Source organism: Ferdinandcohnia sp. SAFN-114, from assembly GCF_059415045.1.
Genome location: NZ_JBPFDQ010000072.1, coordinates 1 through 21,906, shown reverse-complemented (window position 1 = coordinate 21,906; position 21,906 = coordinate 1). Strand labels below are relative to the sequence as shown.

At 37.0% G+C, this 21,906-nt stretch carries 27 protein-coding genes; 5 read left to right on the top strand and 22 right to left on the bottom strand.

All coding sequences use genetic code 11. From position 1 onward, the window contains the following. Positions 1–94 precede the first annotated feature (94 nt). From ACR65M_RS19820 to ACR65M_RS19810, 3 genes are all read right to left on the bottom strand, one after another. Complete coding sequence (locus tag ACR65M_RS19820; protein ID WP_440274173.1) at positions 95–769, bottom strand: metal-dependent hydrolase; 675 nt, start codon at positions 767–769, stop codon at positions 95–97. 367 nt (positions 770–1,136) lie between these two features. After that, entirely contained in the window at positions 1,137–1,844 is a 708-nt protein-coding gene (locus tag ACR65M_RS19815) for a hypothetical protein (protein WP_341329742.1), read from the bottom strand. A gap of 111 nt (positions 1,845–1,955) precedes the next feature. Next, positions 1,956–2,381 carry a hypothetical protein gene (locus tag ACR65M_RS19810; RefSeq protein ID WP_341329741.1) on the bottom strand — a complete coding sequence of 142 codons (426 nt, stop codon included), beginning with the start codon at positions 2,379–2,381 and terminating at the stop codon, positions 1,956–1,958. Between the two features lie 219 nt (positions 2,382–2,600). Here ACR65M_RS19810 and ACR65M_RS19805 point away from each other — a divergent pair, with 219 nt between their 5' ends. Together ACR65M_RS19805 and ACR65M_RS19800 are read left to right on the top strand one after the other, a co-directional pair. Beyond that, positions 2,601–3,332: a YetF domain-containing protein gene (locus ACR65M_RS19805; RefSeq protein WP_341329740.1), complete on the top strand. Its 732-nt coding sequence runs from the start codon at positions 2,601–2,603 to the stop codon at positions 3,330–3,332. Positions 3,333–3,342: 10 nt separating this feature from the next. Further along, positions 3,343–3,717, top strand: coding sequence for a DUF4363 family protein (locus ACR65M_RS19800; RefSeq protein WP_341333467.1), 375 nt, complete (start codon positions 3,343–3,345; stop codon positions 3,715–3,717). 119 nt (positions 3,718–3,836) lie between these two features. Here ACR65M_RS19800 and ACR65M_RS19795 read toward each other — a convergent pair whose 3' ends face one another. From ACR65M_RS19795 to groES, 10 genes are all read right to left on the bottom strand, one after another. Continuing rightward, positions 3,837–4,049 (bottom strand): hypothetical protein, encoded by a 213-nt coding sequence (locus ACR65M_RS19795; protein ID WP_440274172.1) that lies wholly within the window; start codon positions 4,047–4,049, stop codon positions 3,837–3,839. 224 nt (positions 4,050–4,273) lie between these two features. Next, positions 4,274–4,885 (bottom strand): NAD(P)H:quinone oxidoreductase, encoded by a 612-nt coding sequence (gene wrbA / locus ACR65M_RS19790; RefSeq protein ID WP_341329739.1) that lies wholly within the window; start codon positions 4,883–4,885, stop codon positions 4,274–4,276. A 100-nt stretch (positions 4,886–4,985) separates the two neighbouring features. Then, entirely contained in the window at positions 4,986–5,411 is a 426-nt protein-coding gene (locus tag ACR65M_RS19785) for a DoxX family protein (protein ID WP_440274171.1), read from the bottom strand. 30 nt (positions 5,412–5,441) lie between these two features. Then, a complete protein-coding gene (locus ACR65M_RS19780; RefSeq protein ID WP_440274170.1) occupies positions 5,442–6,044 on the bottom strand; it encodes an alpha/beta hydrolase in 603 nt (200 codons plus the stop codon). Then, a complete protein-coding gene (locus ACR65M_RS19775; protein ID WP_440274169.1) occupies positions 6,044–6,988 on the bottom strand; it encodes a ring-cleaving dioxygenase in 945 nt (314 codons plus the stop codon). Before ACR65M_RS19775 ends, ACR65M_RS19780 begins: the two co-directional genes overlap by 1 nt. 91 nt (positions 6,989–7,079) lie before the next feature. After that, complete coding sequence (locus tag ACR65M_RS19770; RefSeq protein WP_440274177.1) at positions 7,080–7,688, bottom strand: flavin reductase family protein; 609 nt, start codon at positions 7,686–7,688, stop codon at positions 7,080–7,082. A 20-nt stretch (positions 7,689–7,708) separates the two neighbouring features. Beyond that, on the bottom strand, positions 7,709–8,647 hold the full coding sequence (locus ACR65M_RS19765) for a ring-cleaving dioxygenase (RefSeq protein WP_440274168.1): 939 nt from the start codon (positions 8,645–8,647) through the stop codon (positions 7,709–7,711). A gap of 144 nt (positions 8,648–8,791) precedes the next feature. Then, positions 8,792–9,220: a MarR family winged helix-turn-helix transcriptional regulator gene (locus tag ACR65M_RS19760; protein ID WP_440274167.1), complete on the bottom strand. Its 429-nt coding sequence runs from the start codon at positions 9,218–9,220 to the stop codon at positions 8,792–8,794. A gap of 450 nt (positions 9,221–9,670) precedes the next feature. Continuing rightward, positions 9,671–11,299, bottom strand: coding sequence for a chaperonin GroEL (groL, locus tag ACR65M_RS19755; RefSeq protein WP_121449571.1), 1,629 nt, complete (start codon positions 11,297–11,299; stop codon positions 9,671–9,673). A gap of 55 nt (positions 11,300–11,354) precedes the next feature. Further along, positions 11,355–11,639 carry a co-chaperone GroES gene (gene groES / locus ACR65M_RS19750; RefSeq protein WP_099355430.1) on the bottom strand — a complete coding sequence of 95 codons (285 nt, stop codon included), beginning with the start codon at positions 11,637–11,639 and terminating at the stop codon, positions 11,355–11,357. A gap of 343 nt (positions 11,640–11,982) precedes the next feature. Between groES and ACR65M_RS19745 the strand changes: the two genes are divergently transcribed. Further along, positions 11,983–12,708 carry a CPBP family intramembrane glutamic endopeptidase gene (locus tag ACR65M_RS19745; protein WP_440274166.1) on the top strand — a complete coding sequence of 242 codons (726 nt, stop codon included), beginning with the start codon at positions 11,983–11,985 and terminating at the stop codon, positions 12,706–12,708. 3 nt (positions 12,709–12,711) lie between these two features. Further along, positions 12,712–12,921, top strand: a complete 210-nt coding sequence (locus ACR65M_RS19740) for a YdiK family protein (protein WP_341329730.1) — start codon at positions 12,712–12,714, stop codon at positions 12,919–12,921. A gap of 35 nt (positions 12,922–12,956) precedes the next feature. Here the strand turns inward: ACR65M_RS19740 and tatC are convergent, their stop codons facing one another. The 4 genes from tatC to moaC are packed head-to-tail and all read right to left on the bottom strand — an operon-like array spanning position 12,957 to position 15,120. After that, a complete protein-coding gene (tatC, locus tag ACR65M_RS19735) occupies positions 12,957–13,706 on the bottom strand; it encodes a twin-arginine translocase subunit TatC (protein ID WP_341329728.1) in 750 nt (249 codons plus the stop codon). Positions 13,707–13,722: 16 nt separating this feature from the next. Beyond that, complete coding sequence (locus ACR65M_RS19730; protein ID WP_010285546.1) at positions 13,723–13,914, bottom strand: twin-arginine translocase TatA/TatE family subunit; 192 nt, start codon at positions 13,912–13,914, stop codon at positions 13,723–13,725. A gap of 35 nt (positions 13,915–13,949) precedes the next feature. Continuing rightward, entirely contained in the window at positions 13,950–14,609 is a 660-nt protein-coding gene (locus tag ACR65M_RS19725) for a redox-sensing transcriptional repressor Rex (protein ID WP_440274165.1), read from the bottom strand. Between the two features lie 28 nt (positions 14,610–14,637). Next, a complete protein-coding gene (gene moaC / locus ACR65M_RS19720; RefSeq protein ID WP_341329727.1) occupies positions 14,638–15,120 on the bottom strand; it encodes a cyclic pyranopterin monophosphate synthase MoaC in 483 nt (160 codons plus the stop codon). Between the two features lie 133 nt (positions 15,121–15,253). Between moaC and ACR65M_RS19715 the strand changes: the two genes are divergently transcribed. After that, entirely contained in the window at positions 15,254–17,188 is a 1,935-nt protein-coding gene (locus tag ACR65M_RS19715; protein WP_440274164.1) for an ABC-F family ATP-binding cassette domain-containing protein, read from the top strand. A 285-nt stretch (positions 17,189–17,473) separates the two neighbouring features. Here ACR65M_RS19715 and tsaD read toward each other — a convergent pair whose 3' ends face one another. The 5 genes from tsaD to thiL form a co-directional block, all read right to left on the bottom strand. Next, positions 17,474–18,490: a tRNA (adenosine(37)-N6)-threonylcarbamoyltransferase complex transferase subunit TsaD gene (tsaD, locus tag ACR65M_RS19710; protein ID WP_440274163.1), complete on the bottom strand. Its 1,017-nt coding sequence runs from the start codon at positions 18,488–18,490 to the stop codon at positions 17,474–17,476. After that, on the bottom strand, positions 18,483–18,950 hold the full coding sequence (gene rimI / locus ACR65M_RS19705) for a ribosomal protein S18-alanine N-acetyltransferase (RefSeq protein ID WP_440274176.1): 468 nt from the start codon (positions 18,948–18,950) through the stop codon (positions 18,483–18,485). Before rimI ends, tsaD begins: the two co-directional genes overlap by 8 nt. A 2-nt stretch (positions 18,951–18,952) precedes the next feature. Next, entirely contained in the window at positions 18,953–19,645 is a 693-nt protein-coding gene (gene tsaB / locus ACR65M_RS19700; RefSeq protein ID WP_440274162.1) for a tRNA (adenosine(37)-N6)-threonylcarbamoyltransferase complex dimerization subunit type 1 TsaB, read from the bottom strand. Further along, positions 19,642–20,100, bottom strand: coding sequence for a tRNA (adenosine(37)-N6)-threonylcarbamoyltransferase complex ATPase subunit type 1 TsaE (tsaE, locus tag ACR65M_RS19695; RefSeq protein ID WP_341329723.1), 459 nt, complete (start codon positions 20,098–20,100; stop codon positions 19,642–19,644). Before tsaE ends, tsaB begins: the two co-directional genes overlap by 4 nt. A gap of 162 nt (positions 20,101–20,262) precedes the next feature. Then, positions 20,263–21,279 (bottom strand): thiamine-phosphate kinase, encoded by a 1,017-nt coding sequence (gene thiL / locus ACR65M_RS19690; protein WP_440274161.1) that lies wholly within the window; start codon positions 21,277–21,279, stop codon positions 20,263–20,265. Positions 21,280–21,906: the final 627 nt, after the last annotated feature.

Below are 21,906 nucleotides of genomic sequence, written 5' to 3'. Positions count from 1 at the left end.
TTACTTATACTTCTAGTATACCTAATCCCATATTTTATTTCATGTTTTTGGCTTACTTAGTTAAAAAATATAAATTACTTACTTAGTCCAACTATTAGAACCGGAATCGGAATACTTTATTAATTACCGGATAGAGAAATTTAACCCCTTTTTTTGTTAGCATATCTCCTAAGATATGTGAAAGATAAGCAATCGTTGAAATTAGAGCCAAATCGTCTACCTTCGTGTTAACTTCCAATAGATGCGACATATACCACCAATAAATCAATGCCCATATCGTATGTGTTGGCCCTCGATGTGCGAACCACCCCGCACCCCCTATATATAAGGCAAACATAATCAACCACCACAATTCGTTCGTAGCTGCATAGTACAATAAGATCAAACTTAAAATGCTCATTAGAATATTTTTCAATGTTTCTTGACCTTTAAAGGAAAGTCCTAAAATTACCGCTCCCCATCCAAAAAGTAAAGGACTGTTTTGTTGACTAAACCATTTATCATTTATGAAGGACAAGTAATTGACGTCTAAGAAATATGTAACTAAAGCCAGGACCATTAATATTCCGCCGACAAATACGCCACTCTTCTTAATTAGTTTAGCCGTCTTAGTTACACGTTTATTTAATAGATTATTTCCATCTAGATCAGGAGCAAGGGAAGCTACACCTGATGCAACTAAAATGACAGGCATCATTTCAAGCGGTTGGTTTACTGACGCCACCGCTCCTATTCCTAACCCTATTGCTAAATGTGTTCGGCCTTTCATGTTGTCACCTCTATGTTGTTATTTATCTTAATTTGTCAATGATATGCTCATAATTTGTAGATATTTCCCGGGAATTTGTTGGATTTTGAAATATAGTGCTAACTACTAGGGGTGTTTTTTCCAATTTATCTTCTCTTGTAATCTCATATAACGCCTGGCGATATGAATCAAAGAATAGCGGACTGCGACTTGCCCATTAAATACTATTAATGATTTGCTGGAACTGCAATTTTTTTGAAACTGAACGTATCGCTTATTGGATGGATTTCACAACATACATCAGGGAACCAATCGTAAGATATATCGCCCAGCGATACAAAAAAAAAGAGTCCTTCAACCCTTTCTAGATTACGCTATTCAAGAGGACTCATTTTCGAAATATCGAGAAGATTCCTCCCCATTTTTCTTTTGGTTTATGTATTGCTTCTTCCAAGCGTTTATTAAATTCACTTTGTGAATTCCATTCTCTTTTCTGTTCGTCCCGCATACTCTGTATTTCTTTTTGTAAAAGGTCAGATTTTTGTTTTTCTTGTTCCAGCAATGTTTCATAATGGTTCTTTTGTTGTTCAGTTAATTTTTCAATTTTAGCATTCGTTTTTTGCGCTGAATTTCCAATCGTAGAACTTATAATATGATGATCTTGCTGAAGTCGAGATACCTTTGTTTTAAGCTCTACCATTTCATTAGTCAGTTGAACATTCATTTCTCGAGTGGCCGCAAGTTCATTTGCTAAAAACATTAACACCTCTTTTAATTGATTAGGATCTTGAGGTAGATTTTCATATGTATTGGTTATCGCAATATTTGTTTCATTGGATTCTACTAATCTCGCTTTTTGTTGTTCCACAAGGTCTTTAGCTGTATCGTCTAGAGACTTGTCCGTATCGCGTAGCGCTATAAGCACTTCTATGTCAGATTGAACAAATATACGCCGATCGCCATCTTTTAAAAACTCATATCCATTCTGTTCTAAGATTTGACCATACTTTCGGACAGTAGGTGTTGCTATCCCCACCTTTTCCGCCACTTCCTTGGAAGAGTAAGCTTGTTCATTAGGTTGTATATCGCGTCTCATATCGCACCTCCTTTCTATTAATATGAAGGTTTTCAAGTATATTTGCAAGTGTTATATCGCCCAGCGATACGAAAGAAAAAAGAACTATTCATAGAGAATTCTTAGAATCCTTCAATCTTTTAAAAGTAATTTATCTAACTCACGTACTTGATCATATGCTTTTGATAGATATTCAGGTACCAGTGACCTCCCATAATCCCAGGCATTCTCTTCGATTTCTGCTAAAAGCTGTTCCTTCTCTTTTTCCTCTCCATAAATAAGAGTCTTTAAAACTCGTGTATTTTTTCTAAATTCTAAGTAATAACCAAGCTGACGATATAGAATAAGCTTTACGAAATTAACATCTGTTTCTTTTACTTTAAAATTAATTTTAGATTTATATCCGTTAATTTGTAAGTAATTAAACTTTATCGTATTTGTTGTTACATTATAACTCATCGGAACTTTGAGATTATCGCTAGATTCAACATTTATTTTTAGATTGAGTTCTAATAACGTATCTATAATTATTTTCTCGATATGCCACATATATAGCATTTTTCTTCACCATTCCTAATAAATCAATCTATTGTAAGCCTCTGCATATCCAAAGCAAATATAAAATTAGCACACTGATGGCATTTTTACATTATTATAATTTACATAATGTAACAAGAGTCATTTATCATGGGCACGATTTACTGACACTCTTCAATTATGCTAAATCTCCTAGTTTTGGAAATATTATAAGGGAGGTACTTTTAGAGGAGGATATATATGTTTGATGAAGCTCTTGTTGTCTTTGTAAGAGTTATTATTTCTTTTTTTACTCTCTTAATTTTCACTCGAATTCTCGGGAAACAAGAAGTAGGACAATTGACCTTTTTTGATTATGTAAACGGAATTACAATCGGTTCCATTGCAGCCTCATTAGCCACTGACTTATCTTCAAAGGCTTGGGCACACTGGGTCGGTTTAGCCGGTTTTGCCCTATTTACTTTTCTATTACAATTTATAACTGTAAAAAATCGCTACATAGGAAGGGTTCTTGATGGAGAGCCAACTGTAGTAATCGAGGATGGAAAGATTTTAGAAAAAAATTTAGTGAAAATGCGAATTAAAATTAGCGAGTTAACAATGCTCCTTCGTGATCGAGGAGTTTTTGATATTACACAGGTTGATTTAGCGATATTCGAAATAAATGGAAAACTGTCGGTTCTACAAAAATCCGATTATCTTCCCGTAACTCCAAAGGATCTAAACATTCCCGTTTCTCCAAGCGGTCTATCCACCGAGGTCATACAGGATGGGATAGTTATTGATCAAAATTTATTGCAGAGAAAAAAAGATCGAAATTGGTTATTGCAACAATTACGGTCAAAAGGTATAGATGATGTTCAACAAGTATTTTATGCTTTAATTTTACCCAATGATAAATTATATATTGATGTATACGAAGACCATGTTAGTAAAAAATCAGATATTGGTGACTATGAGGGACCATTTTAAAATAGTTGAGGTGAAGACATTGAAAAAGTTTTTATTATTTCTTATCCCTCTTCTAACATTAGTACTTTTTATTTTGATTATGAATAGTGGCTCGTTATTAAAAAAACCTTTAGGAGAAGATGACCGATTATATGAAACCATACAGCAAATCGAAGCTGACGTAAAAGAAAAGAATTGGGATAAAGCCAATAATAAGATCAATTATGCTGAAACTGCATGGAAAAAGATTGTCCGGAGAATTCAATTTAGCGTAGAAAAGGAATATATATTCCAGATAAATGAGACCCTTTCACGAATAAAAGGTGGCATAAAAGTGAAAGATGACAAAGCAATTATAGAAGAAATCTACTATTTTTATGAACTATGGGATAAGTTAGCAAAATAATTATATGGACTAGTTTATTCCACCATTATTACGCCAATGCATCACCTAGTAACTTTATCAAAAGAAAAAAGGCCTCTCACAAAGTCTAGTTTACATAGAGAAGCCTACGTTTATCCTTATTATCTTATGTTAGCATTACTTAGTCTTTTTCTCTCTAAATAAAACCATTCTCGAATCAGTGGCTGAACTACTACCGGCTCACCATTATATACTATAGGGATTGCAGTGATTTCTACATAAAAAATCTTATAGTCATATCTAATGAACTTTTCAAAATAGACTTGTGCAATTTCCAAATCCTCTTTTGTCTCAATGCCTTCAAGAATAACCATCATTTTTGCAAAAATGGTGAAAAAGCTCAGTAAGAAAGCTCATACCTGAGGAAAAAAGAATATTAATCATTTTTAAATTGAAGTAATTTGTATATAAGCCGATCGCCATTCTTGTATACGGATTCCTCATTCTGGTCCCCCCTACTCACAAAAGATGTTTTTTCCTTTCTAAAATGATTAAAAAAGAGCTAACCAGCTATACCTGATTAGCTCCTAGGATTACATTATTGATTTCCTTTTTTAACCCATTCAGCAACATTAACAGTACGTTTTGCCTGGTGTTTTACAGCTGCCTGTACATCCTCAATCATCTTTCCATCCTGACCCACAGTAACACTTGTTCCGTATGGATTTCCGCCTGCTCCGAATATAACAGGATCGGTATAACCAGGTGTTGCAATAATAGCACCCCAGTGCATCATGCTTGTGTATAACGAAAGAAGTGTTGCCTCTTGTCCACCGTGTGGATTTTGTGCAGAAGTCATTGCACTTACAACTTTATTAACCGTTTTTCCAGTAGCCCAAAGTCCACCTTGGGTATCAAGGAATTGTTTCATTTGTGATGGCATGTTACCAAATCGTGTCGGTACACTGAATATAATAGCATCTGCCCATTCTAGATCAGCCGATGTTGCCACTGGAACGTCTTTCGTTGCTTCAACAGTTCCTTTCCATACTTCATTTCCCTCGATTACGGATTCAGGAGCTAATTCTTGTACTTTTAAAACTTTGACTTCTGCTCCAGCTTCTTTTGCACCTTCTTCAGCCCATTTTGCTAATTGATAGTTTGTACCACCCATGCTGTAAAAAATAACTGCTAATTTAACATTCGACATATTCACTATCTCCTTTTCTGAGGATTTACCAAATATTTTTGATAAAAAACCCATTTAATACACCTCCTATTATTCCACTCTCTAAAATTTACATTCCTTATTAGGCGGCACTTTTTAGTTCATTTGAATTTTGATTAAACAGTACGCGATTTAGTGATAGTAACTTACTACCATTAATCGCTAGATAAATAGCTATTGCTAGAAAGGCTAAATCTAATTCATATCCTGCCATTTGACCATTTCCTAATAAACCAACAGGAAGTTTAGCCGTAATGATTGCTCCAACCATTATTAGAGCAATTAAAATAGATACCAGTCTAGTAGCAAATCCAATAATTAGTGCTATACCTCCAACTAGTTCGATTAAAGCAACTACATATGCCATAAATCCAGGTATATTAATACTCTCAAACCATCCGACAGTATTCTCAATTCCTCCTTGGAATTTTACTAATCCATGTATAAAAAATAGTATTCCCAGTGTAAGTCGTAAAATTAGTGCTCCAACTTCGTTTTTTTGTGTCATTTTCTCTTCTCCTATAAAATATTTTTTAGATTATAATTTTTTATACCACTGTGCAGCAGCTTCTACTTCTGTTACTGTCAACTGATGACCTCTATTTTCCCAATGAATTTCTACATTCGCATTTGCCTTTTCTAATAAAGACTGTAGCTCAGTAGATTCCATAGGAGAGCAAATTGGATCATTCGTTCCAGCAGCAATAAATACGGACTTCCCTGTTAAATCAGGAAGTTCAATTCCTTTACGAGGAACCATTGGATGATGAAGAATTGCCCCTTTTATTGCATCTTGGTAATGAAATAAAAGACTAGCTGCTATATTTGCTCCATTTGAATATCCAATTGCAAGAATATTATTGCGATTAAATTCATATTTGTCAGCTGCTTCATCAAGAAACTCATTTAATTCTTTTGTTCTGAATATAAGGTCTTCTATATCAAAAACTCCTTCAGCCAATCTTCTGAAGAAACGTGGCATGCCATTTTCTAAAACATTTCCACGAACACTTAATAGAGATGCCTCATCATCAATCCTTCCTGCAAGAGGTAACAAATCTAATTCATTTCCTCCTGTACCGTGAAGCATTAATAAAGTAGGTTTTTCTGGATTTGTACCCTTATTAAATATGTGCTTCATTATTTATCTCCTTCCAATACGCGAACCTCAACAGAAGGTAAGCTTTCTTCTAATTCTTTTCGTTTTGACTCTAACCATGTAGGAAGCATGAGCTTTTTACCTAGCTCATTAGTTGGCTCATCTACTGAAAAACCTGGTGGGTCGGTCGCTATTTCGAAAAGGATTCCTCCCTCTTCATGAAAGTACACAGCTTTAAAGTAGTTTCGGTCCCGTACTTCAGTTGGGTGATACCCTTTCTCTTGAAGAAGATTTCTCCATCTGAAAAGTTCTTCTTCATCCTTTGCTCTCCATGCGATATGATGAACAGTTCCTGCTCCCATTAGACCTCTAACTGATGGAGTTAACTTAATATCTATGACATTTCCAATCGATGCATCAGACTTAAATCGAAGAAAACCTTCTTCGTCACCAATGCATGTGAGACCTAATACATTCTCAAGTACATCTGCAGTCTTATTGGGTTGTGCGGAGATTAAAGTTGCACCAGCAAATCCTTTAATTGCATCCTTAGGTTTAACCCCGCCAGAACTCCAATTATTGATTTGTCCTTCTCTTCTCTCTACTAGTTCAAGTTCAAGCCCATCTGGATCATTAAATGTTACATAACTTTCTCCAAAGCGAATAGAAGACTTAACTTCAACACCGAACTTACGCAAACGTTCTTCCCAAAATTGTAACGAGCCAGGAGGAATAGAATAGCTTGTAACCCCTACTTGCCCCATGCCAATGCGACCTTTTAGCTGTTTAGGCCATGGAAAAAAGGTAATAACAGTTCCTGGTTCTCCCGTTTCATTTCCAAAATACAGATGATAAACCTCTGGGCGATCAAAATTAATTGTTTTTTTAACAAGCCTTAGCCCAAGTACACCTGCATAAAAATCAATATTTCTCTGTGGATCGTTAACCATTGCTGTTATATGATGAATGCCCGCTGTTCTTTGCATCTCATTCCCTCCATTCAATAGGGACAGAGGGACAGGTCCCTCGTCCCCGTTTTTAGAATCGATGGTTTTAAACTTACCTGTCCTCTAGACTTTACTTAGGTCGTTCTATCTCAAATAGATCTCCGATTTTTGCATAGTTGGCACCAGCCAACCGGCTCACGGCAGCTAACCCTCGAGGATCAATTCTCCCTTTTGAGTAGATATCATCTTCAATATGATATTGAACAACTCTTCCTATGATAAAATCACAACCTGGAGAATTAACCCCACCCAGTTCTAAAGATTGTTCCAATACGCACTCCAATCGAACCTTTGCTTCTTTCACTCCAGGAACAGAGACCTTTACACTTTCAATCGATGTTAATCCCGCTAATTCAATCTCACTATGATTTGGTGGTAAACTTGCAGCTGTTTTATTGATTTTTTCAACATTTTGTTCATCCACAATATGGACTACAAATTCCTTTAACGATGCAATGTTTCTAGCAGTATCCTTCTGTCTGCCCTCTGTACGTTGTATTGACAATGAAATCATCGGAGGATTTGAGGAGACAATATTAAAATAACTAAAAGGTGCACCATTTAAGACTCCCTCTTCAGATAGAGTTGTAACAAATGCAATAGGCCTCGGAATAATACTTCCTATTAGAAACTTATAATTTTCTCTTTCTGATATGGAAGTAGGGTCAATTGAAAGCATGGGATTCATTCCTTTTCAAATTAATCTAGTTTTCTCACCTTAATAGGAATTAAACTGTGTTCGAGCTGCTCTCTATATTGCTCATATTGTGCAGGTAACATTAATTGTTCTCCCATTGTTTCGTGTGATTCATCATGTGCGAATCCAGGAGGATCTGTTGCAATTTCGAATAGGATTTCTCCATGTTCTCTAAAATAAATGGCATTGAAATAATTTCTGTCTTGTACTGGAGTTACACCGTAGCCATTTTGGGCAACATATTTTTGCCAATCTAATTGGTCTTTGTCATCACTAGCTCTCCATGCGATATGGTGAACTGTTCCAACACCCATTTGGCCTCTGCCAGTTGAAACAACTTTAAGGTCGATGATATTTCCAATATCTGCAGAAGAACGATAACGAACAAAATCTCCTTCTTCATCTACTTTTTCAAGACCCATTACTTTTTCGAGTGTTTCAGCTGTTTTATCTGGCTTTGCTGAAAATAAAGTAGCGCCGCCAAAACCTTTTATTGCAACATCAGGTCTTACATCTCCGAACGTCCAAGTATTGATTTCGCCTTCTTCTCTCTCAACGATTTCTAGGTGAAGTCCATGTGGATCATCAAACTCCAAATATATTTCTCCAAATCGTGTGATTTTAGTGTAAGGAATATCAAACTTTTCTAACCTCGATTCCCAAAAATCCAATGCTCCTTTAGGAACAACATAAGAAGTTACACCTACTTGACCGTCCCCAATTTTTCCTTGATAAGCGTCTGCCCAAGGGAAGAACGTAATGATTGTCCCTGGTTTTCCACCTTCATTTCCAAAATAAAGGTGATACGTACCTGGATCATCGAAATTTACTGTTTGCTTTACTAAACGTAACCCTAAAACTCCTGCGTAGAAATCTATATTTTCTTGTGGATGACCAACTATTGCTGTAATGTGGTGAATCCCCTTTGTCTTTTTACTCACTTTTTACCACTCCTACTTTTTTTTGACTAATTTACTATCATGTTTTACTAATAAAATAAAACCATTCAATTTATATATAATCTTCAATTAAAGTATCTTTATCCCAAGACATATGACAAAAAAATATATCCTTACTACTTTGAACTAATTTTCTACCTTTTCTTTTACTCTTTTTAAAAAATCTACCAGAGTATCTACCTCATTAGAGGTTAGTGAATCAAAAACCCGATCTACAAAATCCTCATGTTCAGGCATTATTTTATTCATTATTTCAAATCCAGCATCAGTCAACGTTACATGTATAGCACGTCGATCATCCGGACAAGCACTTCGCTTTAAAAAACCTTTTTGTTCTAACCTATCTATTACATATGTCATTGAACCACTTGTTATCAGGACACTCTTACCAATCTGTTGAATTGTTTGTTTACCTTTGTGAAAAAGAACTTCTAGAACTGAAAACTCAGTTATGCTTAAGTTATTTTTCATCATATCGTCTCTAATTCTCTCCTGGAGTGCTCTTGACGTTTGCATTAAAATCAAAAATGGTTGGTTTGTGCATTTTCTTGCCACACTAACACCTCCTAAAAGATAATATCTCAGATTTAATTATCTTGAATTCGAGATAATAATATAACATAAAAAAGCATGTGTCAAATGTTTTTTGTAATTAGCAATTCCTCTGCTATATTGCAATTTAGTTTTAGTATAACTTTTTATAAAGAGAAATTACTTTTAACAAATAAACTCTCAAAGGACTATTTAGGTGAAGAAAAAAGTTTGCCTCACTGGCATGGTCCAGTTTTCCAAAAGGGCCTCATAAAAAACGAATTCCATACAAGGAATTCGTTTTTTGCCTATACGTTTATGTAATATAACCGAAGAAATGAAAAAGAAGCCCCCCACAAGTTCCAACGAACTCATGAGAAGCCTCTATTATTTCGCCTCAATGTTAGCAAAATGTTAGCATTCCACTCTCATCTTGCTCAAAAACCCTTATATATCAAGGGCTGGAGGACATGATTACATCATGCCGCCCATTCCACCCATGCCGCCCATGTCAGGCATTGCAGGAGCATCTTTTTCTGGTAGGTCAGCAATTACTGCTTCAGTTGTTAAGAACATAGCTGATACAGATGCTGCGTTTTGTAGTGCAGAACGAGTAACTTTAGTTGGGTCAACGATACCAGCGTCGATCATGTTTACCCACTCGCCAGTTGCTGCGTTGAAGCCAATACCAATTTCTTCGTTTTTCAAGCGTTCAACAACTACAGATCCTTCAAGACCAGCGTTGTGAGCGATTTGACGAACTGGCTCTTCTAGAGCACGAAGTACGATGTTCACACCAGTTGCTTCGTCTCCAGCTAATTCGATAGCAGCTACTTTATTGTATACATTCACAAGTGCAGTACCACCACCAGAAACGATACCTTCTTCAACTGCTGCGCGAGTTGCGTTAAGAGCATCTTCAATACGAAGTTTGCGTTCTTTTAGTTCAGTTTCAGTAGCAGCACCAACTTTGATAACTGCAACTCCACCAGCTAATTTAGCTAGGCGCTCTTGTAATTTTTCTTTGTCAAATTCAGAAGTAGTTTCTTCCATTTGAACACGGATATTGTTAACGCGAGCTGCGATCTTGTCAGATTCACCAGCACCTTCAACGATAGTCGTATTTTCTTTTGTTACTACAATCTTAGAAGCGCGACCTAATTGAGTGATGTCAGCAGATTTAAGGTCTAAACCTAAATCTTCAGTGATTACTTGACCACCAGTTAGGATAGCAATATCTTCTAGCATTGCTTTACGACGGTCACCAAATCCAGGAGCCTTAACAGCTACTGCATTGAATGTACCACGAAGCTTGTTCACAACTAGAGTTGCAAGTGCTTCACCTTCAACATCTTCAGCGATTAGTAATAATGGCTTACCTTGTTGAACTACTTGCTCTAATACTGGTAGGATTTCTTGAATGCTTGAAATCTTTTTGTCAGTAATTAACACATATGGGTTTTCAAGAACTGCTTCCATTTTATCAGAATCAGTTACCATATATGGAGAAGCATATCCACGGTCAAATTGCATACCTTCTACTACTTCTAGTTCAGTAGAGAAACCTTTAGATTCTTCAATTGTGATAACACCGTCGTTACCAACTCGCTCCATTGCTTCAGCGATTAATTGACCAACTTCTTTGTCATCTGAAGAAATAGCAGCAACTTGTGCGATAGACTCTTTACCTTCAATTGGTTTAGAAATAGCTTTTAATTCTTCAACAGCTGTTGTTACAGCTTTTTCAATGCCTCTACGAACTACCATTGGGTTTGCACCAGCAGTAACGTTCTTTAAGCCTTCACGAATCATTGCTTGAGCAAGAACTGTTGCAGTAGTAGTACCGTCACCAGCTACATCGTTTGTTTTACTAGCAACTTCAGCAACTAGTTTTGCACCCATGTTTTCGAATGCATCTTCTAATTCGATTTCTTTAGCGATTGTTACACCGTCATTTGTGATAAGAGGTGAACCGAATTTTTTCTCAAGAACAACGTTACGTCCTTTTGGTCCTAATGTTACTTTTACAGCGTTTGCTAAAGCATCAACACCACGAAGCATAGCGCGACGAGCGTCTTCACTAAATTTAATTTCTTTTGCCATTCTTAAGCCCTCCTCAAAAAATTAAGAATCTATGATATAAAATGCTGTTTTTCTATTAACCGATTACAGCTAAAATGTCGCTTTCGCGTAATACTAAGTATTCAGTACCTTCATATTTCACTTCAGTACCAGCATATTTTGAGAAGATAATGCGATCACCAACCGCAACCTCTAAAGCTACTCTTTCACCGCTGTCTAATACACGACCTGTACCTACAGCAACTACTTTACCTTCTTGAGGCTTTTCCTTTGCAGAATCTGGTAATACGATTCCGCTTGCAGTTTTTTCCTCTGATTCAACTAGTTCAATAACAACGCGATCACCTAATGGCTTTAACAAGTGAAACAACCTCCTCAAATAATATAGATAATTAGTTTCGTCTTCTTATTAGCACTCAACTCACCTGAGTGCTAACACAATTATTATATTAAATAATCTCTACTTATTTTGCAAGTCATTTGAGATAGAAATTTACAAAAAAGTTCAATTTTATCATGCGAAACTTGGCCCACCTATCTATCCTATGTTATAGGCAGGAAAAATAAACCAACAAATTACTTTCTTCAATGAAAATTTGAATTTGCATAATACTAATGGATATAAGCGAATATATGATACAATACAAAAAGTGGACAAAAGTATAAAAACTTGATATTTATTCCAACTACTAAAGGAGATTTTCATGAAAGCTCGTTATTGGTATGTCATTTTCACTTACATTATCATGCAGTTCTCTGGAATTTTAGGTATCCCGCTTCTATTGCTTTTAGGAATCGGAGATGATGTTGACCCGAATACGATTATTGCCCTTTGGACTGTTATTAGTTTTGTGGCGGCACTTCCGATTGTTTTATTTTTATTAAGACAAGATATTAATGAAAGACATCAAAATCTTCATCGTTCTTCAAAAGGAGAAGCGATTGGATGGGCAATAGCAGGTATATTCATGGCAATGACTGCTCAGGTTATTGCAGCTAATATTGAGATTCATTTGCTTGGTATTGAGGCTGGTTCTGAGAACACCCAAGAAATTATGGCCTTGGTAAAATCCCTACCACTGCTTATAATCGTAGTTTCCATTATTGGGCCAATCCTTGAGGAAATTATCTTTCGCCAAATTATTTTTGGTTCCTTATATAAAAAATTTAACTTTTTCATTTCTGCCCTGATTAGTTCGTTAATCTTTGCAGTAGTGCATATGGACTTTACGCATATTCTGATTTATACAGCGATGGGCTTTACCTTTGCCTTCCTTTATGTACGGACAAAACGGATTATCGTTCCAATCTTTGCACATGTTGCAATGAATACTTTTGTTGTAGTGGTTCAAACGATTTTTGCAGATGATATAGAAAGGATCATGAAGCAAGCCGAGAAGCTGCAACAGACATTTATTGGAGGCTTTTAATTTATGCGAAGAACTTCACCTTTTGTAATGGGCATCATTTACACGCTAATGGGGATTCTGTTTACCTATATTGCGATTAATAGTGCAACAGAGACCGTTTGGAACTTCTCTACCATCCTTCTAGCACTTGTCGCAACATTCGACTTTGGTGTGGCTATCCGAATGTTTGTCCTTCACAGTAAAATAAAAAAGATCTCAAAAACAAAAAAATAACCTCACAACGGAGGTTATTTTTTTTATAGATTTCCCTACTCTATCGAATTTGCCGCTTCCATTTCTGCTTTTAGTGCCTTCCTGTAGGCACTTTTTGATACAAGAATACTGATTTCATATAATCCGAATAACGGTACTGTAACCATTAAATGCGAGATTATTTCAGGAGGTGTGATTAAACCTCCGATGACTAATAGAATAAAATACGCGAACTTTCGTATTTTAGATAGAAACATCGGTGTTACTATTCCCAATCTTGTTAAAAACATCACAATAACCGGCAGTTGAAACAAAAAGCCAAACGGTAAAGTCAATTGCAACAGGAATTGAAAATATTCGTTAATTCCAATCACCTGATTTATATCAAGGCGTTCCGCTAACCTTGTCATAAAGTTCACTACAAACGGGAACAAAATAAAGTAGGAGAAAGAAACTCCTATTAGAAAAAGGATTACCGAAAGCGGAATATAACTCAAGGTTACCTTTCTTTCCTTTTCATATAAGCCAGGACTGATGAAGGCCCAAAGCTGATAAAGGAGAAAAGGAGATGAGATAACAAGGGCAATGATAAAAGCAAATTGCATATAGATTTTAATTGGATCTGTCATACGAAAAGCATTCATTGTCAGCTCTTTTGCTTCCTCTGCATTTTGCAAATAGAGAATAACTGGCTCTGCGAGAAAAAAGCTTCCTAATGCAACAATGAAGAAGAAAACGACTACGTAGATCAGTCGTTTTCGTAACTCTCCAATATGATCATAGACGGACATTTCTTTTTCATTCATGTGACTCATCCTATCATTACTTCACATCTTGAGTTTCATTCTTCTTAACATCATCATCGTCATCGTCTGCTAAACCTTTTGTTGCGTTTTTAAACTCACGCAATGTATTACCCGCTGCTTTTCCTAGTTGAGGCAACTTCTTCGGTCCAAAGATTAATAACGCTGCAAATACAATCAATAAAATACTACCAAATCCAAGACTTCCCACTGTAAGTCACCTCCCTACAATTATAAGATCTATTATTATTCTTCACTTGAATCATTTGAATCATTTGAATAATGCTTTAAGAAATATACAAGGGCTTGTAGTTCTATGGCCAAATCAATATGGTGAACCCGAATATGTTCAGGCACATTGATTCGTGCTGGGGTAAAATTAAGAATACCCTTGATCCCTTTATTAACCAAGCGGTCTGTAATCGACTGAGCTGCCCCAACCGGCACCGTTAGAATAGCCACCGTTACATCATCAGGCAATTCTTTTTCCAGGTCATCAAGATGGTGTACCTTTACTCCACCAATACTACTACCTACCTTATTATAATCCACATCAAACGCAAGCTCAATTTTTGTATTATTATTTTTTGAAAAATTATAATGTAAAAATGCTGTACCTAAATTCCCTACACCGATTAGAGTAACCTTCGTTAACTCGTCTTGATCTAAGGTCTTACTAAAAAAGGATAATAAATAATTGACATTATAACCATACCCTTTTTTTCCCAATGCTCCGAAATAAGAAAAATCTCTCCTAATTGTTGCGGAATCAACCTTAACCGCATCACTTAGTTCTGCAGATGAAACCCTCTGTTTTCCTGAGGCATGCAAATTTTTCAAAAATCGATAGTAAAGTGGCAGCCTTTTGGCAGTTGCTTGTGGTATTTTTGATTGTTCAAGATTCACCTTAATTCCTCCACTAACTTGGAACTAACTATAGCTCCCTTATAAAATCTCCGTTCTTTCCACCTGTTTTTTCAGCCAAATAAGTTGGTCCAATGACCATTCCTTTATCAACCGCTTTACACATATCATAGACAGTTAGCGCACAAACAGATGCAGCAGTAAGTGCTTCCATTTCGACACCTGTACTACCCTTTGTTTTAACTGAAACCGTGATATTTAAAATATATTCATCTTGGATTGTCCAGCTAAAACGTATATCAACGCCCTTTAATGCCAATGGATGACACATCGGAATTAACTCTGACGTCTTTTTGGCTGCCATAATCCCGGCAACCTGAGAAACAGCAAGGACATCACCCTTACTAACCTCATTATTTATTATTTGCTCATAAATGATTTTATTTACAGTAATACTTGATTTTGCAATTGCTGTACGGACAGTATCTGCTTTTTCCGTAATGTCGACCATCTTGGCACGACCTTGCTCATTAAAATGGGTAAATGATGACATAAACAAACCCTCCCATAAACTATACACTATTTTAACACATCTGTCTTTGATACATCTGTGAACAATATCATTGCAGTTGCTCTAATTAAACAATATAAGATACACTGATGATAGAAACAAGAGGTGAAATAACATGATTTTACTACAAGTAAATCAGCTCAAAAAGTATTTTGCTGCTGATCTTATATTATCGAATATAAAGTTAGAAGTACAAACTCGTGACCGTATTGCCATCGTTGGACGAAACGGTGCTGGAAAATCAACACTTTTAAAAATTATTGCTGGCCATATGTCTCATGATGGCGGTGAAATTATCAAACCGAAAAGTGTTACCATTGATTACCTCGCTCAGAATACAGGACTTGAATCGAGTTTGACCATCTGGGAGGAAATGCTAACTGTTTTTGCCTCCTTACAAAAGCTTGAAAAAGACCTTAGAGACTTAGAGGTTAAAATGGGAGACCCATCCCTCTTTGAAAATCCGGATGATTACCAAAAATTACTTGAAGAATATGATCAGCTACAGGTTGATTTTAAGGAAAAGGGAGGCTATCAATACGAAGCTGATATTCGATCCATTCTACATGGTTTTAATTTTACAGAAGAAGACTACCAAACCAAAATATCCAGCTTAAGCGGCGGTCAGAAGACACGCCTTGCCCTTTGTAAACTATTACTAACCAAGCCTGATCTGTTAATCTTGGACGAGCCTACTAACCACCTTGATATCAACACACTTACGTGGCTAGAACAATATCTACAAGGATATCCTGGAGCACTATTAATCGTATCCCATGACCGATACTTCCTTGATAAAGTGGTCAACCAAGTTTATGAAATTTCAAGACACACAAGCACCAGATATGTCGGGAACTATAGCAACTATTTAAAACTCAAGGCTGAAAACTACGAACTTGAGTTGAAAAAATATGAAAAACAACAAGAAGAAGTGGAAAAGCTAAAGGATTTCATCGCAAAAAACCTAGTTCGAGCTTCAACCACCAAGCGTGCCCAAAGTAGACGAAAGCAACTTGAAAGAATGGAGCTAATGGACAGGCCGTTAGGTGATGAAAAGTCAGCTTCCTTCCGATTTGAAATCGAGAGGCAAAGTGGAAATGACGTACTAAGTGCAAAAGATATCACCGTTTCGTACGAAAAAGGCAAACCGATTATCAAAAATATTAATTTCAATATTTACCGTGAAGATAGCATCGCTTTAGTGGGTCCAAACGGAATCGGAAAATCAACCTTACTAAAAGCAATTATTGAAAAACTCGACAACGTAGAGGGAACATTTCGCTTTGGTTCACATGTGACCATCGGTTACTATGATCAACAACAAGCGGACCTCAACTCGAACAAGCGAGTTTTAAATGAATTATGGGACGAATACCCTCTTAAAACTGAAAAAGAAATCCGTACGGTTCTTGGAAACTTTCTCTTCTCAGGGGATGATGTGTTAAAAACCGTTTCAACCTTAAGTGGTGGCGAGAAAGCAAGACTTGCCCTTTCGAAGCTAATGATGGAGAAATCTAATTTTCTCATTCTTGACGAGCCTACCAACCACTTAGACCTTGATAGTAAGGAAGTACTTGAAAATGCTCTAATTGATTATCCCGGTACAATCCTTTTTGTTTCCCATGACCGATATTTTATTAACCGCATTGCAACAAAAGTGTTTGAGTTATCTAATGAAGGACTTACAGAATACTTAGGTGATTATGACTACCACCTTGAAAAGAAGTTTGAAATGGAGGAACTCGCAAGGCTAGAAGCCCAAGAGTCAAAGAACACCAAACGTGAAGTGGTCCAAGAAAAGACATCCTATGAACAAGAAAAACAATTAAAGAAGCTTGAGCGTCAAAGAAAACGCAGAATCGAAGAAATCGAGTTGGAAATTTCAACAATCGAAGAAAAAATCGAAGAAAATGAACAGCTTCTCTGTGATCCAGAAGTCTATCAAAATCATGAGGAAGTTCAACGAATTAATGAAGAAAACGAAAAATCCTCAGCAAAACTTGAAGCGCTTATGGAAGAATGGGAATCTCTCCACGAAATCAGTGGATAACTAACATCCTAGAACTTTACACCTATCAACAAAATAAAGATATCCCCATCTCTAATTTTTAGAATGGGGAATTTTTTTGATTATTTACACAAAAAAATATAGTTATACACTATCTTATCCACGTTATCCACATAATCCACACTTATCAACAGACTTATCCACAAAAAATGTCCACAAATACATATTAGTTATTTCGGTACTTTTTATAAGTTTTCCACAAAACCTGTGATTATGTGGATTATTTATCAACAAAAAAGCCCTCTTTAATAAAAGAGGACTTTTTGACTATCTTTCAATGTCTAACCCAGGATTAGCATTCAATGCGTAAGACGAACGCTTTCCTTTTTCGTACAACACACTACCAACTGCAGCAATCATTGCAGCGTTATCTGTACATAATGAAAGTGGAGGAATAATGAGTTTAACCTCTGGCATATCAGAAAATGCATGCTCTAAAGCTGCACGAAGCCCTTTATTTGCGGCAACCCCACCAGCTAGTAATACTTGTTTTACCTTAAATTCTTTAGCTGCCTTCACTGTTTTAGTCACTAAGACATCGATCACACTTTCCTGAAAGCTTGCTGCTAGATTCTTCGGATCAATGGTTTCTCCTCGTTGTTCAGCATTATGAAGGGTATTAATAACAGCAGATTTTAATCCACTAAAACTAAAATCGTAAGAATCCTCTTCTAGCCAAGCTCTCGGTAAATCAATCGTTGCTGTTCCCTCATGTGCAAGTCGATCAATGTGTGGACCACCTGGATATGGAAGGTTAAGAGTTCTAGCCACCTTGTCATATGCCTCACCAGCAGCATCATCCCTTGTTTCCCCAATCACTTTAAAAGATGCATGCTCCTCCATGTAGACAAGCTCTGTATGGCCCCCTGAAACAACCAATGCCAATAATGGAAACTCCAGCTCCTCAACCAATCGATTTGCATAAATATGACCTGCAATATGGTGGACTCCTAATAGCGGAATATCATGGGCAAATGCTACTGCTTTAGCAGCATTAACACCTATTAACAATGCTCCTACTAAACCAGGGCCCTCCGTCACTGCAATACCATCAATATCCTCAAAACTCTTATCTGCCTGTTTTAAAGCTTCTTCAATTACCAGTGTAATAGCTTCAACATGATGCCTTGAGGCGATTTCTGGAACGACTCCGCCAAAGCGTTTATGACTTTCGATTTGAGATGCTACAACATTTGATAATATTTCTCGTCCATTTTGTACGATTGAAACAGCCGTCTCATCACAGCTTGTTTCAATTCCCATGATTATTTGGTTATCACTCATTTAAATTCACCCACATAACTAGCGCGTCTTCGTTATTATCAGTATAGTAATTTTTTCGGATCCCACCAGGCTTAAACCCTAATTTTTTATAAAGGTTTTGGGCAACATGATTAGATACTCTGACCTCAAGCGTCATTGTAGCAGCCTGGTGCTGCATCGCTAAAAGCTTTGCCTGCATAAGTAAGGCTTCCCCAAGCTTTTTCCCTCTGTATTCTGGAAGAACTGCGATATTAGTTATATGAGCCTCATCCAAAATAAGCCACATTCCACAATATCCAATCACTTGATCGTTATCAGTCATGACAATATATTTGGCAAACTGATTATGAACAAGCTCATTATAGAAGGCTTCCCTCTTCCAAGGTACTGTAAATGCTGATTTCTCAACCTTCATCACACCATCAATATCTTCTATTGTCATGAAACGAAACAAAATTTGTTGATTAATGATCTCTTCCATTCTTACCCCTGCCTCTTCCCTAACCAATTCGCCTCCGCCTCTGCCAAACGTATATAATTTGGCACAAATGTATGAACATCTACAGGCGCTTTCTCCATCCCTAATATGGCCAACTCACTTGGTCTCGGATTCCAATCTGTATATGGTGCAACATATGCGAATTGCTCTAAATCTGTTTCTATCTGTTCTTTGTGGATAACTAGATCATTACCGATGAAAAGAACCGGTGTTTCCCTCTTTCTAAGTTCTTCTAGCCAATCTGCTAATAAAATAATTTTATCTTCTTCAACGCAGGTTAGCCTTTTTTCTTCATATCTATAAAGCCCTGTATAAACTTGGCCACGTCTTGCATCAAATATTGGCGAAATGGATCCATTAAAATGCCGACCATTGGCCGCCAAGACTTCTAGACTTGAAACTCCCACTAAAGGTATTTGCAATGACCATGCCAGTGTTTTCGCAATCGTTACACCGATTCTGACACCCGTATAAGAACCAGGGCCCATCGCGACAACGATTCTATCAAGCTCCTTTGGCTTAATCCCACATTCCTCCATTAACTGTTCAATTGTAGGCATCACGCGGACAGAATGGTTTTTTGGCAGATTTGTAATCACCTCACCAATCACCTTTTCCTGATCCACAATCGCAACTCCCAATACATAATTGGATGTATCTATAGCTAACACTTTCATTCGCTAAATAACTCCTCACATAAATGTTGATACCTTTCCCCTATTGGTATCACCGTAATCTTACGTCTCGTATCCCCTTGGTGTTCAATCCTAATAGTGAGTCGATCCTTAGGTAATCGGTCTTCAATCAGATGAGCCCATTCAACAACAGTCACACCCTCACCTTCAAAATACTCATCAAATCCCAGGTCCTCATCACTGTGTTCCAAACGATATACATCCATATGATACAACGGGATTCTCCCTTGGTATTCCTTGATTATCGTAAATGTTGGACTGTTCACCGTTCTTGTCACGCCAACTCCTTTTGCAAGGCCCTTAGTAAACGTAGTTTTTCCTGCCCCTAAATCACCCTCAAGAGTTATCACATCACCTGGCCCAAGCTTTTCGGCCAAACGATATGAAAAACTCCCCGTTTCATCGGGTGTATTTGTAATAAACTCAAATTTATCCATATGTTCCACCTTATTTCATCAAATGCGCCTTGGCGTATTTGCGCCCGATTTTTTTTGAGCAAGCTCAAAAAATTTCCTTTGAAAAATCGTGGCATCCGCCGGAGGCCATAACTTTATTCAGCTGAGTTAAATCCCTACCTAAAATCGTACACTTTTTACATACTACTTCTCTGAGTTGGGATTCTGCTGAATAGAGTTAAAGTGATTATACCCTTTCATCTCAAGCTTTTGAAGTTCCTTGCCTCGATTCAAAAATACAGCAGGACTACCTTCCGAGACAGTCCCAATTTTTGAAAGGACATAACCATGTTTTTTTGCTTTTTTCTCTAGTATAGCCCAATCCGATGCAGCCATAGTGCCGATCAATTCAAAGTCCTCTCCACCATATAACGCAAACTCAAGTGCACGGTCTTTATATTGATCTAATATGGCTTCACTGAATGGAATTTTATCAAAATCTATTGTTAAAGTGACACCACTCGCTTTTGCAATCTCATTTGTTTCACTTGCTAGACCATCACTAATATCGTTCAAAGAAACTCTTTGGAAAGTTGATAGTAATCTCCCCATTTCCACTCTCGGTTTCGGATACTGATGTTTGTGGATAAGAGTTTTCTCTGGCTCAGTAAAAGAATGGTCCTTACCATTATGTAATAATAAATTTAAACCAGCAGCAGAATCCCCTACCGATCCTGTGACAAAAACAATATCTCCTGGCTGTGCATGGCTTCGTAATAAATGAGTATCTTTCTCAACCTCACCTAGAACAGTCACCGTAATAACCAACGTCTCAGCAATCGAAACCGTATCGCCACCGATTAAATCCATTTTGTACCTATCTGCTAGCATTGCCATACCTTCATAAATCGATAACAAATCTGTTTCATTCCATTCTTTTGGAATTGCAATCGACACTAAATAGTAGGTTGGAATTCCACCCATCGCTGCAATATCACTAATATTAACAGCCAATGCCTTATAACCCACTTGAAATGGGTCCATTGTTTGAGAAGTAAAATGAACACCCTCTACCATCGTATCCATGCAAATGACTTGTTCCATATCTTGTGTTGGACGAAACAGCGCAGCATCGTCACCTATACCTGCAATTAGTCCGGATTGGGCAACACGTTTTGGTTTAATTTGATCAATAAAGTGAAATTCGTCCTGCAAAGCCATCAAAGTCACTCCTATTAAGTCGAAAGAAACTATAAAACACAAGTAGTAAAAAAAGCCTTAGGACAACTCCTAAGGACCTTAGTACATCATTATAAGTTTACCGTATTTCAACAAAATCAGCAAAAAAGAAATAAAAAATTGGTTGTTAAGTGAGATAGGTGCGGAGGTGGTTATGTACGGATCGGATGGTAATATTTATTATTGGTGTTGAGTTGATGATGGATCTTCGATTGGGGTTAGACTATTAGCTCGATGAAGGACTTTTCGTTGGGGGTTGCGCTGCGGGCGGGCTTTCATCTGCTTGATGAAGGATTTTTCTTTGAGGTTCTTTCTTATTGGTTCGGTCCTTCATCTCTCATGAAGTGGATTTCGATAGGTTGCTTTGCTCACTATTCCCTTCAAAACCCTTATGAAGAGGATTTCCACCATTTTCTTTGCTCACTTTCCCCTTCATAACCCTTATGAAGAGGATTTCCACTATTTTCTTTGCTCACTTTCCCCTTCATAACCCTCATGATGAGGATTTCCACCGTTTTCTTTGCTTACTATTCCCTTCATACTCCTCATGAAGAGGATTTCCACCATTTTCTTTGCTCACTTTCCCCTTCATAACCCTTATGAAGAGGA